The following is a 15,215-nucleotide window of genomic DNA, read 5'->3' on the forward strand; positions in this document are numbered from 1 at the left end:
AAAATGGTTTTCTCGAGTGAATTTCTTGAGCCGTCGTTTTTCGCGAAATATGAAAAACTTATAGAGCTCATGCTCTCTTCTCCCCACAATCTAAGCTCAATTAAGGAATTTGAAAGAGCAATGACAGTTCACATCGAAGACACCATTATTCCGTTTGAAGGTTCTTCTCTATCGGGCCGCTGCATAGACATTGGAAGTGGAGGCGGGATCCCAGGTCTTGTTTTGGCGATTTCTTTTCCTAAGTCAAACTGGACACTTCTTGAATCAATCGCAAAGAAAACCAGGGAGATCGAAAGATTTGCCCGGGATTTAGACCTGACAAATGTTGCCGTAAAGACAGCAAGAGCAGAAGAATTCGCAAAAGAAGCAGGAGAGACTTTCGACTCAGCCTTCTTGAGGGCAGTTGGCAGATGCGATATTTCGCTGGAACTCGCGGCTCCTCTAGTTAAGGTTGGGGGATACATCTACCTTTACAAGGGTCCCGGGTGGCTTGATGAGAAGGTGTTTTCTGATGCAGCAGAAAGAGTTCTTGGATTACGGCTCTCGTGTGAAAAAGAGTACAGACTTTCTGACGGTTCGAAGAGGTTTATGGTAGTTTACGAGAAGGAAAGAGCTACTCCGAGTGAGTTTCCAAGAAGATCAGGAGTTGCGTCGAAGCTTCCTCTTGGAGGTCGAAAGTGACTGAGAAAAAGGGGAAACTCTGGATCGTAGGCACTCCCATTGGAAATCTCGATGACATGACGATTAGAGGGAAGAGAGTGTTTGAGGAAGCCGATTTGATCCTTGCAGAAGATACGAGGAGAATGAGGTCACTTCTCTCCTCTCTAGGGATAGAAAACAAAGATGTGGTATCCCTGAATATGCATAACCAGGAAGAAAGACTGTCTTTCATAATTCGAAAACTTGACGAAGGAGCAGAGATCGCACTTTCCAGTGACGCAGGAATGCCCGTCATCTCTGATCCAGGGGCCAAAATTATCAGGATTTGCCGTGATAGAGGTTTTGAAGTTGACGTTTCACCAGGTCCAAGTGCCGTTACGTCGGCAATTGCTGTCAGCGGTTTTCCAGGAAGTCATTTCACATTTCTCGGCTTTCTGCCTAGAGGCAAGAATCGGAGAAGACTGTTGAGAAAGATTTCTCGGGGCAGTTACGGCGAAAGCCTCATTGTATTCTTCGAGTCACCATTCAGACTAATGGAGACATTGCGCGAAATCCTTGAAATTATTGGCGACAGAGAGATATTCATCGGAAGAGAGCTGACCAAACTCTTCCAGGAGTCTTTTTTCGGATGCGTTTCTGACGCTATCCAGAAGTTCGCGTTTTCCGAAGTGAAGGGAGAGATAACCGTCGTTCTATCGGGAAGGGATGAGAAAGATGTTTGAGATGATGAGGAATTTCTTTTGTCTAACTCCCGCCATTGCTGCGGCAATACTCTCCCATGAGTATGCTCGCTTTATAACCGCGAGACGTTTCGAAGCCACCAAGCCGGAATGGGGAGGACCCGGCTTCATCAGAAGAATTGACCCTGTCGGTTTATTAATGTTCTATTTCTTCAAGTTCGGCTGGTCGAGACCGTTTCCCGTCAACTACTGGAAGCTCAGAAAAGCCAAGTATTTCAAGGCAATACTGACGGCACTTTCCGGATCTATTGCGAACTTCTCGCTTGGAGTTATCACAGGTCTGATCTTCTATCTCTCCGGTCTTCACAGGTTCTCCACCTTCATGCCAGAAACGGTCAGCTCTTTTCCCGCAAGTTATTTAGCAGACGTTGTTTACTGGACAATGGTGATAAATCTTAACACTGCGCTTTTCAACTTGATCCCTATACCCCCTCTTGACGGGGCAAACATTGTTACAATGCTTGTTCCGGAGAGCCAAGTGAACTGGCTTGTCAAATATGAACTATATGGAATACTGACACTTCTCGTGCTGTCACTCATGGGGATAATCCAGCTTATTATGTGGCCTATAACCCAGTTCATACAGCTTCTGGCTAGATTAATAGCCTAATGTTTTTCTTTTTGTTGAAGTTGAGAATCTATCATTTCAATCGTTTCGGCAAGAGCATCCTCTAGATTGTCGTCGTATCTCAGAGTGAAACCGGAAGCCTTTTGATGTCCTCCCCCTCCAAACGCAACGGCGATTTTGCTAACGTCGAAGTAGCTCTTCGATCTCAGCGAGACATGAGCTTCTCCTTTACTCGCTTCTGAGGCAAACAGAGCAACTTCAACGCTCTTTATCGATCTCAGATCGCCGACGAAACCCACAAAATCATCTTCTGTGAGTGAGTACTTTTCAAAATCCTCCAACTCAAGGTAGGAATATGCAAACCTGCCGTTTGATAGCATCTTTATATTGTCGATCGCATCCCTCTCAAGGAAAAGTTCTTCGATCTTTCTTGTTTCAAGGATTGACGTTGCCACGAAGGTGGGATCGGCTCCTAATCTCACAAGCTCCGCAGCGGCCTCGAAAACCGAGCTATCTACATTCGAATATCTGAAGAAACCAGTATCTGTTGCAATGCCTATGTAGTTCATCAGTGCGAGATCGGCGTCATATTCAACATCCATGAGTTTTAGAAGGTCAAGAACCATTTGAGCAGCCGAAGAATATGATGGATCTACCCAACAGTCGTCTGCAAAATAGGTGTTGGTTGCGTGGTGATCAATAACCACTGAAGGGATTCCTTTTCGCAAAAGCTGTTCAAATCTACCGATTCTATCTGGAGATGAAGCGTCTACAATGATTATTAGATTGGGCTCCACAACATCATTACTGAAATCCTTAATTCTATCTATCCAGGGAAAGACTGTAAAATTCGCCGGAATCTTCCAGTCAATTGCCGGTGTAACCTTCTTGCCAAACTTCTCGAGTCCCATCGAAAGTGACACCACTGACGAGATACAATCACCGTCTGGCATTATATGACCCACAACGAGAATGTCGTTGGCCTTCTGTATGCATGATACAATGCTGGTGATCTTCCTTATCATTGTTCAGTCTCCTTAATCGACTCAACCGCGTGCTGGACAACTGCAGTGAATTTGGGTCTTATTCTGTTTGCCGTTTTCACCACATCGGCATGAGTGAGCTTCTCCTTGAGGATCCCAGATGCCATATTTGTCACGCACGATAAAACCAGAAGCTTTATGCCACAATGTCTCGCGGTGATTACTTCGGGGACCGTCGACATCCCCACGAGATCTGCCCCGAAGAATTCAAAAGCCCTTATCTCTGCAGGCGTTTCATAACTCGGTCCCAGAGTCCAGCAGTAGGTTCCTTCCTTCAAATCTATCTTTGCTTTCTCGAGCCTTGATTTCAAGACTTTTAGCCAGGCAAAATCAATTATCTCCGACATGTCGGGAAATCTCGGGCCGTAACGGCGGTCATTTTCTCCCCTCAGAGGGTTGCGAAATCCAAAGTTTATGATATCTGTCACTGCAACTATATCCCCGGGAGAGAAGCTTCTGTTTATTCCGCCAGAAGCATTTGTAATGAGCAAGTTGCTTACGCCAAGTTCTTTAAAGAGATATATTGGTGAGGAAACGTCTTCAATTCTATGACCTTCGTAGAAGTGAAAACGTCCTTCCATTGCCACCACCGGGAGTCCTTGGAATGTCCCGAAGACTAGCCTGCCTGAATGACCTTCAACGGTAGCTGTGGGAAATCCCGGAATTTCTCTGTAATCTATTGCCAAGGGTTCTTCAAATTGCTCAGTAAGGTAACCCAGTCCCGACCCAAGTATCATCGCAACTTTCGGAAAAGTTGTTAGGCGCCTGGCAACTGTTTCTTTCATCTCTCTATAGAGTCTCATAGCAAACCTCCAGAAGTAAAGACCTTCAAATTATTATATAATAATGAAAGCTTCTAGGAATCCAGAATTTGACTTTGGAGCCTGGTATCACTATAATTATTGCAATTTGAGAAAGATCTCGAAGGGAGGATGTCCTTTGACAGTTGATGAAGTATTCGACAGAGTAAAAACAATAATTTCTGAGAAGCTTGGAGTCGAGGAAGATGAAATCGCCATGGATTCAGATTTGACCGAGGATCTCGGAGCAGATTCACTCGATTTGGTCGACCTGGTAATGGCACTTGAGGACGAATTTGATTTCAAGGTTGAAGACGAGCAGATCGAGAACATCTCCACAGTTGGGGATATTGTGGAGAGTATCGGCAAAGGTCTAGGCGTTGAGGATTGAATTTTCTAAGGGGGCTTAATGCCCCCTTTAATTTGAGTGGAGTGATTTCGATCGAAAGGGAGTTCAAAGTAACAAAAGAAAATTTTTACGAGAGATTGGACCGGGTTTTGAGGAAAGAGCTTTCCGATTTGAAGCTCTCCTCAATATACAAATTGCTGAGAAGGGGCAATGTTAGGGTCAATGGGAATAAAATCAGAGACGGCTCATGGAAAATGGAAATAGGCGATAAGATTCAGGTAGTCTTCTCGGGAGATCCTTCGAAACTGAAGCGTCTCGAAGAATCGCGCGAACTGACGCCTAAACACATTCCACTCGACATTTTGTTCGAAGATGATCTTATAGTTGCAGTTGACAAACCTTCAGGAATCTCCGTTCATCCCGGTAAGGGAATCCAGATAATCACCCTGGTTGAAGGATTGATGGCGTACGGGAATTCGAAAGGTTTTGTTCCTCGCCCCGTTCACAGGCTTGATAAACACACTTCTGGTGTAATCCTCTTCGCGAAATCCCCGGAGGCTGCTAGAGAGCTTTCAAAGCTATTCAGAGAACGGGGAGTCGAAAAAGGTTACTTCACTCTTGTGAAGGGATTTCCTGAAAAGAGAGGAAAACTTGTTTCGCAGAGAGAGAAATTCGTCGAATCCCTGGCTTTCACAGTTGAGAAGAGCTATGGTACGACGTCTTTGTTGTGGATCGATCTATTTACTGGAAAGAAGCACCAGATCCGTCGACAGTTAAGTGAAGCGGGTTATCCAGTTGTCGGAGACGATGTGTATGGAGACAGACTGTTCAATAGAGACTTCAAGAAAGAAACGGGGCTCAGGCGATATTTTCTTCACTGTTCAAGGCTTTCCTTCGCTAGAAATGACGGAAAAGAAATAGAGATCATCTCTGAACTCCCCGGCGACCTTAAGAGGGTGCTGGGTTGCCTCGAATAAGATTTGTATTTCTCATTATTGTGGTTGTTTTCTCTTCACTCGCGGTGGCAGGTCAGGCGGAGATCAGAAGTGAGATTGAGGAAGCGAATGCAGAGCTTTCAGAAATCTATGGTTTCTCGGTAAAATACAGTCTTACGATTTTAAAGGGTGAAGGTCACGAGCAACCTGCGGCAATAGACAATAATGGAATATATCAAATCTTTCTTTACACCTCTTCATATAAACCGGGAGTTGCGAGGCATGAACTCGCCCATGTTTATTTCTTTGAGTACCTGAGAATCAGGGATATTAATCCTGACGAAATTCCGCTGTGGTATCATGAGGTGATTGCCGAGGGATTTCAGAACCTTCACACTGGGACTAGGAGGTTGGCTTTAAGAGTAGCGTTTTTTGACTTCACAGAATACGAGGAGAAATACCCGGTTAAGGATGATCAAAGTGTCTTCTACGGGGCAGTGGCAAGCTTTGCCGATTACATTCTCAAGAGGAATTCGTACAACAAACTACTAGAAGTTGTCAATGAGTTCTCTACTGAAAGAGAAATAGACACCGCTTTTTTGAATGTGTTTGGATCCACTGTTCGTTCAATGCTTTTAAAATGGAGGATTGTTTTTTTGCTTCCATATTCCCCATTTGTTGTCGGTGTAGTATTATTTCTTTATCTTCTGATCGGGAGGAGAGATAAGTATTGGCGGAAGTTCCCGTTAGACCTAAGAAGCCTCGAAGAAGACGAAGAAACGAAAAACAGAAGAATGTAATCAGTCTTGGGAACGGCATAGTTATCGTTGTTTTTGTTGTGGGTCTGCTTATGTCTCTTCTATATATTCCTTGGAGAGTCTCCCTGGATTCTAATTACAACCGTGCAGCTCTTGTTACCGAGAAGAAGGTTGACGGCGTTCCATCAAAGCAGCTGATTTACGTAGATAATCTGACGGAAATTTCAGAACTCGGCTCTGCGGTTGTCTTTATGGATCTCAGAGATGACTGGAATAGACTGGAGGAAATTCTAGATTTGCAGGTTCCTGTGATACTTACGGGGGTTTCTCCGTACCCTGTTTCGGAACTCGCTTCTATTCTGGATAGTCATTGCGCTTATACTGGCTACATGGAGTTTGACGAAAGAGGGCAGTACGTTCTTGACGTCTTAAAGGCCCGAGATAACAAGTCTCTGGTTTTCCGCGTCCACAATCTGAAGAAGAAAGAGTACCCAAATTACGATATCGATAGAGCTGTAACGAGGTACATTAGATCAGTTAGGGAGCGAAGTGTTGACGCATTGCTTTTCTTAACTCCTCCGGTTGATTTCGACTACGATGAGCTAGTTCACAAATCCTACGAGGAACTAAACGAACAGGACCTAATCTCTGACGAAATAACATCTCCCAGGACTGGCTCATCAAGATTCAAATTGCTTTCAGCGTTGTTCATATTTGTGTTGATCCTATCAATTAGTCCGCTTGGCGCCATTGGAATCACAGTTGTGTTTCTACTTTTCCCGACTATCGGTCTGCCTCTGGCAGCAATTGCAGGGGAGTTTGCGATTTACAGAAGGTTGTCTTCTCTAAATACTGGGGTTTTCAGAGGGTTACTACTATTCTTTTCGCTTTCTGTTTTTCTGGGAATCTCTATCAATGCATCCATGGTCGGAGTCGAATTCCAGAATGGTCTAGAGCTCTTCAGGGGTGTGAAAGTATCTCTTGTTGCCCTCCCTGGTTGGTTATTCGTAACCGGTTTTATAAAGAGTGTCTCCAGAAAAATATCTAAGGGCGACCTGTTGGTATTTGTGTTTGCCGGAATAGCGGCCGGCTACTACATTCTTAGAAGTGGAAACTTTTCCTTTGTTCTTGACTCCGAAAGAATGGTAAGGGACTATCTAGACAATCTCCTGCTGGTTCGTCCACGTTTCAAAGAGCTACTTGCATATCCTTTGCTAGCCATCCTGATTCACTTCTCTTTCAACATCAAGGGAAAACTCGCTCCAGTCATTGCATCGGGAGGATCTCTTGTGATAGTGTCGATCGTCAATACCTTCTGTCATGCCACCGTCCCACTTTGGACGGGACTGCTGAGAAGCTTGTACGGTCTATTATTTGGGACAGTTGTTTCAATGATATTGATTACATTTGTCAAGAAGTATAGTAGAAGCAGTAAGGATGTTGAAGTACTGTTGAACGAGAGTGACGAAGACGAGTCTAATTAATATCTGATGATAGGAGGGATGGATTGTGAAGAAGACAATTCTTGTTTTTCTCAGTTTATTTCTGGCGATATCTTTGTTTGGTATAGTTTCTTACGATCTTCAGAAGGTTATTATCGTGCCTGAAGAACCACAAGGAGGTCTTGAAGTTTCAATTTGGCTGGACAGAGACATAGGCTCTCTATATTACTCCGGCGAGGAGGTAAAGACTTATTTCAAAGTCAATAAGGATGCCTATGTGGCAATTTACGATATCACTCCCAACGGCGAGATTCAGCTGATATTTCCAAATGGTTTTGACCGCAACAATTTTCTGAAAGCTGGAGTAACGTACACGCTTCCAACGGAAAACGCCAATACGAGATACAGGCTTCAGTTGACAAGCGAAACCGGTGGCGGTAAGGAGATATTCCAAATAGTGGCATCTACGAAGCCTCTTGGATTCCTGGATGCTCTGATGGCCAAGGCCGAAGCGGGAGACATTTTCCCGAAAGCAAGTTCAAAGGCCGAGGACTTTGTCGTGTCAAAAGTAATACCTGTAATTGACAAACAAGAGTATGCAGTTTCCACAACCTGGTTCTACCTGGACATAATGCCGAGTACGGGACGCGCAAGAATAACTACGACCCCGTCAGGCGCAACGATATATATTGACGGCAAGATGGTTGGCACAAGCCCGCTCAGCATGGATCTAGATGATGGAAACCACATTGTTACGGCTTATAAGAGCGGTTTCAGGAGCGAGACCAGACAGTTCTCAGTAGTAAGCGGGAGAACCGTTGATGTTCAGCTAGACCTGAAGAAGTTCGTCAGCGAATATCAGCTCTCGATCGTCACGAACCCGAGTGATGCTGTTGTCTATATCGATGGAAGTCTAATAGGCCGGACACCTTTGAATGTAACTCTGGAAGAAGGTACCAAGAATCTCAGTGTTTCGAAGTCCGGTTATGTGACTTACACGGAAACACTTGTTCTAAACCGGAACATATCCAAATCAATTACATTGACCCCGATCGTCCAGAACTATCAGCTCTCAGTAATTACTAGTCCCTCCGGGGCAGATGTCTATGTAGACAACGCCTATATTGGTCGCACTCCTTTGAACGTAACTCTCGAAGCTGGAACGAAGAACCTCAGAATAGAGAGGTCTGGTTATGAGACTTATTCCGAAAGCTTCGTGCTCGACCGTTCGATATCCAAGTCGATTACTCTGTCGCCTCTAGTGAGAGAGTACAGATTGAGCGTTACAAGTTCGCCTTCGAACGCTCTGGTGTACATCAATGGTAGCTATCAGGGGAGAACACCTCTGAACCTTAACCTGAGAGAGGGAACCTACACGGTCAGAGTTACTGCGAATGGCTATGATGACTTCTCCACAAGCGTTTCGCTTGATAGAGACAGGCAGGTCAGCGCTACCCTGTACGCAAAGAAGGCAAGGTTAACCGTTGAGACAGAGCCGACAAACGCGTCCGTCTTTGTCGACAACGTTTATGTCGGCAGATCACCGCTCTCAATCGATGTGGATGCCGGAAGACATATTATAAGAGTAGAGAAATCAGGTTATATCACCGATAGTAAGGAAGTGAATCTTGCCGCTGGAACGAGTTCTTCAACGAAGATAATACTTGTTGAGGAAAGGCCAGTCGCAAGAATCACTATTTCTTCAGATCCTTCTAACGCAAGAATATTCATAAACGGGAGAGACTATGGCAGAACCAACAGAGTTGTAGAACTAGATCCCGGATACTACGAGGTAGTCCTGGTGCTAGATGGGTATCGCGTGTCGGTGACATACCGTTACTTTGGAAAGGGAGATCACAATCTCTCATTCAATCTTTCAAGGATAGACTGACATTCGTTCGTTGTTTCGAAGATAACCGGGACTCAAGTCCCGGTTATTTTTTTCCTGTCGTTCTCTGAGAGAAGCTGCCAGTCTCCTGGTCGTAGCTCCTCAGATAGACAGTAAGATCCAATCCGCCTTCTATGCAGCTGGATTACTTTGTTTCCTGATGCAGAAACAAGTCGCTTTACCTCATGGTATCGGCCTTCCATTAGAACGATCCTCATATGAAAGTGATCGATTTGCTCAACATGAGCCGGCTTCGAAAACTCATTGTTTCCAATGAAGAGCCCTTGTGAAATCATGGAAATCTCTTTCTTGGTTATCTCTTTGGCTGTTTCCACAAGGTATTCCTTTTCAACAAGCTTTCTGGGCGAAATCACTTCGTGAATGAACTTGCCGTCGTTCGAAAGTATCAAGAGTCCTGTTGCGTCCTTGTCCAACCTTCCTCCAGTTGACAGATCTGCCGAGAAGTTCGCGTCGATGAGTTCGAATACGCTTCTGCCTTCGCTTCTCTCTCTTGAGCAAACGTAACCTTCAGGCTTGTTAAGGGCAATATAAACATTCCCAAAAGCCTCAAGAGGTCTTCCGTCAACAATGACAGTGTCTGTTTCATCAACTACTTCAGAAGGATTGTTCGTGAGGACTCCGTTTAGACTCACTCCATTGCTTCTAATTATTCTCCTGCTTTCACTTCGGCTGAAGCGCCCAAATCTCGACACAAAGGCGTCTAGTCTCATACATCGATTGTACAACACCATTTCTTGGGATACCAGTCAACAACTTCTCCGGGCTATTGGTCAGAATGGTATAATCTTTTCAAAAGAAAAAAAGAGAGGGTGGATCTTTATGAGAAAGGAGTGGCTTCTCCTAAAGCCCGATGATGAGGCCGTAAACAGATTGGTCGAATTCATGGGCATTGACGCTTTTTTGGCGAGATTACTGGTAACGCGTGGAATAGATAACGAAGTTGAAGCGATGAAGTTCCTGAATCCCGACAAGACGATTCTCCACGATCCTTTCCTTCTTGAAGACATGCCTTTGGCGGTTCGTACGATCATCGAGACCCGCGATAGAAACGAAAGCATAGTCGTCTTTGGCGATTACGATGTCGACGGTGTGACGAGCACCGCACTCCTATACCTCGCAATGAAGAGGATGGGATTCAATGTTAGCTATTACATTCCTCTGAGACTCGAAGAAGGTTACGGATTGAGCAAGGACGCAATCAAAGATTTGAGGGATCAGGGGCACAGCCTCCTCATAACCGTAGATTGCGGGGTCACTTCCTTTGACGAAATCAAGTTCGCAAAGGAGATCGGATTCAACGTTGTTGTTACGGACCATCACGAAGTGAAAGATCTCCTCCCGCCTGCCGACGCAGTTGTCAACCCAAAGAGGCCCGACGACGATTATCCTTTCAAAGGATTGGCCGGTGTTGGTGTGGCCTTCAAGTTGCTTGTCGCTTTGAACGAAACCCTTCACTGTCCTATAGATCCCGAGGAGTACCTGGATATTGTGGCGCTCGGTACGATTGCGGATATAGTACCTCTAAGAGATGAGAATCGCTACATTGTTAAAGAAGGAACGGCAAAGATTCAGAGCAGTCCGCTACTCGGATTAAAAGCGCTTCTTTCTTACCTGAGAATTCCTTCGGAAAACCTTACTGCACAGGACATTGCATTCAAGATTGCCCCAAAACTCAACGCTGCGGGAAGAATGGATTCAGCAATTGTGGCACTTGAACTATTGATTAGCGAAGATATGGATTCGGCAATGAACACTGCTAGCCGTCTATTGAAGCACAATCAGAACAGACAGACTATCGAGGCGAAAATCTTTGAACAAACGGAAAGGGATCTTGAGAATACTGCGAGTTTCAAAGACGATTTCGCGCTGGTTATAGATGGCGACAACTGGCATCTGGGAGTGCTTGGGATTGTCGCGTCAAGACTCGTGTCGATTCACAACAAGCCGGTGTTCTTGATAGCTACAAACGGTTCCGATGGAAAGGGTTCCGCAAGAAGCCCTGCCGGTGTAAGCATAATAAGCCTGCTTAACGAGGTCTCGGGTCTGTTGAGGGAGTTCGGCGGGCATGAGATGGCGGCCGGCTTCAGTATTGACAAAGAAAAAATATCGGAATTCAGGTCTGCAATTAATGATGCTTACATAAAGCTATACGGTTTGAAGCAGCCGGTTTTCAAGATTGACGTTGACGATGTTCTTACTCTTGATTCTATTACCCCCTCGATACTCGATAAGCTCGAATTGTTGAGACCTTTTGGACATTCCAATCCCGAGCCGAAATTCTTGATCAAAGGCTTGAACATTGAAAAGGCAAAGATGTTTGGTAGTGGGAGCGACCATGTGAAACTCATACTGCGCTCTGGAGACCGAAAGACTCTTGCAATAGGTTACAACATGGGCACCATGTTCGATGATTTCAAGTATGTCAAGCCAAACCTTCTCAAGGTAGACGCCATTGCCTCTATAAAGAATGATAATCTTTATGGACTGCAGAGTGTAAAACTTTCCTTGTCTGACGCGAGGTTGTACATTGATCCCGTATTCGAAGAGGAAGTTAGAGACAAGAACTTTGTCTTCGAGTTTATAAGAGACTGGAAGAACCAACAGCCTGGCTTGCAGATTAAGTCGGACGTCTCGGCGCTAATAGCTGAACTGGAGAAGAAGGTGTCACATAAGTGTCCGGAATTCATGGACGTAAGTGCGAAGAATCCCTGGGGAATCTTCGGTAACATAAGACTGAAGAATCCATTCCTTGCGCTCAAGATTCTGAAGAATTATCAGAAGGGCAAGAGAACTTTCATTGTTTCTGCCATCAATGGCACACTTGCCCACACATATTATTCTTTGCAGCATTATCTGGATTCGATAAAGCCAATCTTTGCCAATTCACTTTACAGAGGCAAACTGGACGAGCCAGTTGTCTTCGTTACATTACCCTTCTTCGTTGAAAGATTCAACGAAATTTCGGATTCAGCCGGCGAGATAATCTTTGACGAACCGTCTTATATTCTTTCCGGCATATTTAAGGATCATCCAGACCTTGAAGGTTTCTTCAATAACATCGATAAGGTTCTTGGCATTTCCGGTTTTTCTGGAAGCATTTTCTGTGATGACCTCAAAGAGTTCTTCCTGGACAAGAGAATCTCGCACGTGTATAAACCAAGTCCAATAAAGAGAGTTGGCATTATAGACAACCGCGGCTCGAGAAAGAAAGTGGAGCAGGTGATGTCAATAGTAGGCCACGGGGAAAATGTGGCAGTAATTGTTGACTCTCCTCACAAGACGGTTTCTCTTGCAAAATCTATGGGTTCAAGGTTGTCTCACGCTCTGCAAAACGGTGAACTGATTTTCTACAACTATCTTCTCAAGGATTTCCAGAGATCGGTTATCTACTCTCTTGTCGAAAGACAGAAGATTCGGGTCCTTATAACGACTCCTTCAAGTGATGGTCTCGGGGTTACACTGGGCAATTCAAATATTGTCTTTTACAGTGCTCCGAGAAACTTCCTGGAAGTAATCGATGCCGTTGCTACAAGGCCCGGTGAAGATTCCGAACTTTTCTTGAATCTCTCCTTCAACAAGGCGGACCTCGTTTCAAACACAAGCGAAATGGACCGTTTGTTTCCCACTGTTGAGGAGTTGGAAGCCGTTTATCAGGACTTGAAAGAGGTACTCCCTGCGTCGGAGAGAGACATAAAGAAGGCTCTGAGCTTTGAAGACGGTATCTCTAAGGTCTTCCTCTCAATGCTTGAGGAAATGGAGTTGTTGAGTGCGGACAACGGTGTCTGGTACAGTAACTCGGAAGCAGCCCTCGACACGACACAGGTGAAGAAGACCCTGAGATACAGAGAAGGTGTGGCAGAGAAGAGAATGACGAGATGGTTCGCTACAAAGTTATCTACTATGACTACAAGGGGGCTATTAAGGAGTCTAACCAATGCCGAAGAGGTGCTGAAGGTTGGTTGATACCCGTAAGCTGGATGCTCTGATAGTAGTCTCCCAAAAAGATATAATCAAAGTTCTATCATTATTGAGAAATCATGGTTTCCAGACAAAGGTTTTCCCCACACCACCCGGTCTATTCCCCGGATGTTCGCTTTCCATCGCAGTTTCTTCAAATGTTGTCGATTCAGTTCTGGTGCTTCTCAAGCAACATAACGTAGAAGTTATGTATTCCGCTTTGTGCGATGAGAATCCCGTGAAGTCATTCTATGATTAGACTGGGGATTGATTTCGGAACATCCAGAATAGGACTGGCATTACAGGTTGAGAACATCGAAATTCCTCTATTCGCAATAGATCACACCGGCTACAAAAAAAATCTTCTGAGGATTATTGAGGAGAAGGGAATTGAGGAGATTGTAATCGGCCTCCCCATATCAATGTCCGGTAGATTCAGTGAGTCCACTCTGAGGGCCGTTTCATTTGCAGAGAAAGTCAAGAGTATCTTCCCTGGACGAGTATTCCTGGTCGATGAGACCCTTACAACCGAAACTGCCAGGCGTCTTTCGAGTGAAGCCGGACAAGACTTCTCTAAAGTGAGGGATGTTTTCAGTGCTATCCAGATCCTGCGGAACTATTCGTCCGGAATGTCGAAAAAATGGGAGGTAAAAGAAGAAAGAGGCGTTTGCAGAGACCTACCCAGGCTGGCTTCAGAAAGTAGAGTGTTGTTTTATAGGCCGCGATCTGCAATGATTGAAGGTCTTGATTGTCTTGAAACTGAGCCGGGTGTCCTTGTCGAGGATCCTCAAGTCTTCCTTTCTTTCGTAAGAAAAGGGATGAAACCCGTCAATATTGTTGACGATATTGACTTTTCATCTTACGATATAATAGTAATCGCTTGTGGAGAAGAGCTCGATGGGATGGTCGATCTGAACTCGGAAGGTCCGCAGGTTATTGAGTGCTCGTGGCTCAACGGATAGAGCGCTGGACTCCGGATCCAGAGATTGTGGGTTCAAATCCCACCGAGCACGCCATATAGGCAACGCGGGAGGTCTTGTATGAAAAAAGGCGATTTAGGAATCGATTTGGGTACCGCTTCTCTCTTGGTCTTCCAGAAGGGCAAGGGCATCGTCATAGACGAACCGTCTGTTATAGCTGTTGAAGCCAAGACCGGAAAAATTATAGCGATAGGATCCGATGCTAAGGAAATGATCGGGAAGACGCCAAAGGATATCAAGGCGGTAAGGCCAATTCGAGACGGAGTGATCGCCGATTATCAGATAATAGAACAGGCCCTGAAAGATCTTGTTAAGAGGACCCGTACGAAGTTCTCTTTCTCAAGGCCGGCCGTTGTTGTCGGGGTTCCGGCGAAGGTAACTAGTGTTGAGAGAAGAGCCGTTATTGAAGCCACCACCGCCGCAGGTGCAAGTAAGGTTTACCTCGTTCTTGAACCCATCGCTGCTGCCATCGGAGCCGGTCTTCACATTTTTGATTCGGTAGGAAACATGGTTGTCGATATTGGAGGGGGGACCTCCGATATCGCGGTGATCAGCCTTGGCGGGATAGTTGTTTCGCGCTCCCTAAGGACTGCTGGAGATGCCATGGACGATGCAATAATCAAATTCGTAAAACGCAAGTACAAGTTTCTCATAGGCAGCTCAACCGCAGAGGACGTAAAAACCAAAATAGGAAAGGCCTTTCCAACGCTGGAGAGTTTTGAACTAGAAGTACGTGGAAGAGACGCACTGAATGGCCTTCCCGGGAACATAAGAATCACTTCCGATGATGTTCACGAAGCCATTTCTCAGATTCTTCAGGAGATCGTATTGAATCTGCGCCAGATTTTGGAAGATACGCCTCCTGAGATCGCTGCGGACATAATGGATACCGGTGTGGTTCTTACAGGTGGTGGTTCCCTAATTAGGGGACTTCCAGACTTGATTATTCAAGAGACTGGAATAAAGACAGTTGTTGCAGAGGATCCCAGAACCTGTGTCGTAAAAGGTATAGGTGAGTTGCTCGATTGTGACAAGCACCTTCATAGAGTCGCGATCAATCACAGTAAGTAGTCA

The 15,215-nt window shown here is 45.2% G+C and carries 15 protein-coding genes and 1 tRNA gene; 13 read left to right on the forward strand and 3 right to left on the reverse strand.

What is annotated here, in order from left to right; all coding sequences use genetic code 11:
* Nucleotides 1-3 precede the first annotated feature (3 nt).
* Genes rsmG through V513_RS04025 form a run of 3 tightly spaced genes read left to right on the forward strand, consistent with a single transcriptional unit; the run spans nucleotide 4 to nucleotide 2,010 of the window.
* Entirely contained in the window at nucleotides 4-681 is a 678-nt protein-coding gene (gene rsmG, locus V513_RS04015) for a 16S rRNA (guanine(527)-N(7))-methyltransferase RsmG (protein WP_014730175.1), read from the forward strand.
* Nucleotides 678-1,382, forward strand: a complete 705-nt coding sequence (rsmI, locus tag V513_RS04020) for a 16S rRNA (cytidine(1402)-2'-O)-methyltransferase (RefSeq protein WP_099771812.1) — start codon at nucleotides 678-680, stop codon at nucleotides 1,380-1,382. The genes rsmG and rsmI overlap by 4 nt, the downstream gene beginning before the upstream one ends.
* Nucleotides 1,375-2,010 (forward strand): site-2 protease family protein, encoded by a 636-nt coding sequence (locus V513_RS04025; protein ID WP_006491766.1) that lies wholly within the window; start codon nucleotides 1,375-1,377, stop codon nucleotides 2,008-2,010. Before rsmI ends, V513_RS04025 begins: the two co-directional genes overlap by 8 nt.
* Here the strand turns inward: V513_RS04025 and V513_RS04030 are convergent.
* Together V513_RS04030 and V513_RS04035 are read right to left on the reverse strand one after the other, a co-directional pair.
* Nucleotides 2,007-2,993, reverse strand: a complete 987-nt coding sequence (locus tag V513_RS04030; RefSeq protein WP_099771813.1) for a DHH family phosphoesterase — start codon at nucleotides 2,991-2,993, stop codon at nucleotides 2,007-2,009. The two genes, V513_RS04025 and V513_RS04030, sit on opposite strands and share 4 nt — an antisense overlap.
* Nucleotides 2,990-3,814 (reverse strand): purine-nucleoside phosphorylase, encoded by an 825-nt coding sequence (locus V513_RS04035; RefSeq protein WP_099771814.1) that lies wholly within the window; start codon nucleotides 3,812-3,814, stop codon nucleotides 2,990-2,992. Before V513_RS04035 ends, V513_RS04030 begins: the two co-directional genes overlap by 4 nt.
* Nucleotides 3,815-3,950: 136 nt before the next feature.
* Here V513_RS04035 and acpP point away from each other — a divergent pair, with 136 nt between their 5' ends.
* From acpP to V513_RS04060, 5 genes are read left to right on the forward strand one after another with little or no spacing between them, the layout of a single operon-like run.
* Nucleotides 3,951-4,202: an acyl carrier protein gene (acpP, locus tag V513_RS04040; protein WP_006491769.1), complete on the forward strand. Its 252-nt coding sequence runs from the start codon at nucleotides 3,951-3,953 to the stop codon at nucleotides 4,200-4,202.
* Nucleotides 4,199-5,137, forward strand: a complete 939-nt coding sequence (locus V513_RS04045; protein WP_099771815.1) for an RluA family pseudouridine synthase — start codon at nucleotides 4,199-4,201, stop codon at nucleotides 5,135-5,137. Before acpP ends, V513_RS04045 begins: the two co-directional genes overlap by 4 nt.
* On the forward strand, nucleotides 5,125-5,895 hold the full coding sequence (locus tag V513_RS04050; RefSeq protein WP_099771816.1) for a hypothetical protein: 771 nt from the start codon (nucleotides 5,125-5,127) through the stop codon (nucleotides 5,893-5,895). Before V513_RS04045 ends, V513_RS04050 begins: the two co-directional genes overlap by 13 nt.
* Entirely contained in the window at nucleotides 5,826-7,337 is a 1,512-nt protein-coding gene (locus tag V513_RS04055) for a DUF5693 family protein (protein ID WP_257211936.1), read from the forward strand. The genes V513_RS04050 and V513_RS04055 overlap by 70 nt, the downstream gene beginning before the upstream one ends.
* A gap of 25 nt (nucleotides 7,338-7,362) precedes the next feature.
* Complete coding sequence (locus tag V513_RS04060; protein ID WP_099771817.1) at nucleotides 7,363-9,186, forward strand: PEGA domain-containing protein; 1,824 nt, start codon at nucleotides 7,363-7,365, stop codon at nucleotides 9,184-9,186.
* Between the two features lie 32 nt (nucleotides 9,187-9,218).
* Here the strand turns inward: V513_RS04060 and V513_RS04065 are convergent, their stop codons facing one another.
* A complete protein-coding gene (locus tag V513_RS04065; RefSeq protein WP_099771818.1) occupies nucleotides 9,219-9,914 on the reverse strand; it encodes a pseudouridine synthase in 696 nt (231 codons plus the stop codon).
* 109 nt (nucleotides 9,915-10,023) lie between these two features.
* On the opposite strand from V513_RS04065, the gene recJ reads away from it, so the two are divergent.
* From recJ to V513_RS04090, 5 genes are all read left to right on the forward strand, one after another.
* Nucleotides 10,024-13,167, forward strand: a complete 3,144-nt coding sequence (recJ, locus tag V513_RS04070) for a single-stranded-DNA-specific exonuclease RecJ (RefSeq protein ID WP_014730178.1) — start codon at nucleotides 10,024-10,026, stop codon at nucleotides 13,165-13,167.
* Nucleotides 13,160-13,420 (forward strand): DUF3343 domain-containing protein, encoded by a 261-nt coding sequence (locus V513_RS04075; RefSeq protein WP_099771819.1) that lies wholly within the window; start codon nucleotides 13,160-13,162, stop codon nucleotides 13,418-13,420. The genes recJ and V513_RS04075 overlap by 8 nt, the downstream gene beginning before the upstream one ends.
* Nucleotides 13,413-14,123, forward strand: a complete 711-nt coding sequence (ruvX, locus tag V513_RS04080; RefSeq protein ID WP_099771820.1) for a Holliday junction resolvase RuvX — start codon at nucleotides 13,413-13,415, stop codon at nucleotides 14,121-14,123. The genes V513_RS04075 and ruvX overlap by 8 nt, the downstream gene beginning before the upstream one ends.
* Nucleotides 14,102-14,177, forward strand: a tRNA-Arg gene (locus V513_RS04085). Before ruvX ends, V513_RS04085 begins: the two co-directional genes overlap by 22 nt.
* 24 nt (nucleotides 14,178-14,201) lie before the next feature.
* Nucleotides 14,202-15,212, forward strand: coding sequence for a rod shape-determining protein (locus tag V513_RS04090; protein ID WP_099771821.1), 1,011 nt, complete (start codon nucleotides 14,202-14,204; stop codon nucleotides 15,210-15,212).
* Nucleotides 15,213-15,215: the final 3 nt, after the last annotated feature.

Origin of the sequence: Mesotoga sp. H07.pep.5.3 (genome assembly GCF_002752615.1) — a bacterium.
GTDB classification, from domain to species: Bacteria; Thermotogota; Thermotogae; order Petrotogales; family Kosmotogaceae; genus Mesotoga; species Mesotoga prima.

What these genes read in the sequence shown, in the direction of transcription:
- V513_RS04030 (WP_099771813.1), bottom strand. Translation starts at nt 2,993, where the DNA reads ATGATAAGGAAGATCACCAGCATTGTATCATGCATACAGAAGGCCAAC.
- V513_RS04065 (WP_099771818.1), bottom strand. Translation starts at nt 9,914, where the DNA reads ATGAGACTAGACGCCTTTGTGTCGAGATTTGGGCGCTTCAGCCGAAGT.
- V513_RS04035 (WP_099771814.1), bottom strand. Translation starts at nt 3,814, where the DNA reads ATGAGACTCTATAGAGAGATGAAAGAAACAGTTGCCAGGCGCCTAACA.
- V513_RS04090 (WP_099771821.1), top strand. Translation starts at nt 14,202, where the DNA reads ATGAAAAAAGGCGATTTAGGAATCGATTTGGGTACCGCTTCTCTCTTG.
- rsmG (WP_014730175.1), top strand. Translation starts at nt 4, where the DNA reads ATGGTTTTCTCGAGTGAATTTCTTGAGCCGTCGTTTTTCGCGAAATAT.
- ruvX (WP_099771820.1), top strand. Translation starts at nt 13,413, where the DNA reads ATGATTAGACTGGGGATTGATTTCGGAACATCCAGAATAGGACTGGCA.
- recJ (WP_014730178.1), top strand. Translation starts at nt 10,024, where the DNA reads ATGAGAAAGGAGTGGCTTCTCCTAAAGCCCGATGATGAGGCCGTAAAC.
- V513_RS04025 (WP_006491766.1), top strand. Translation starts at nt 1,375, where the DNA reads ATGTTTGAGATGATGAGGAATTTCTTTTGTCTAACTCCCGCCATTGCT.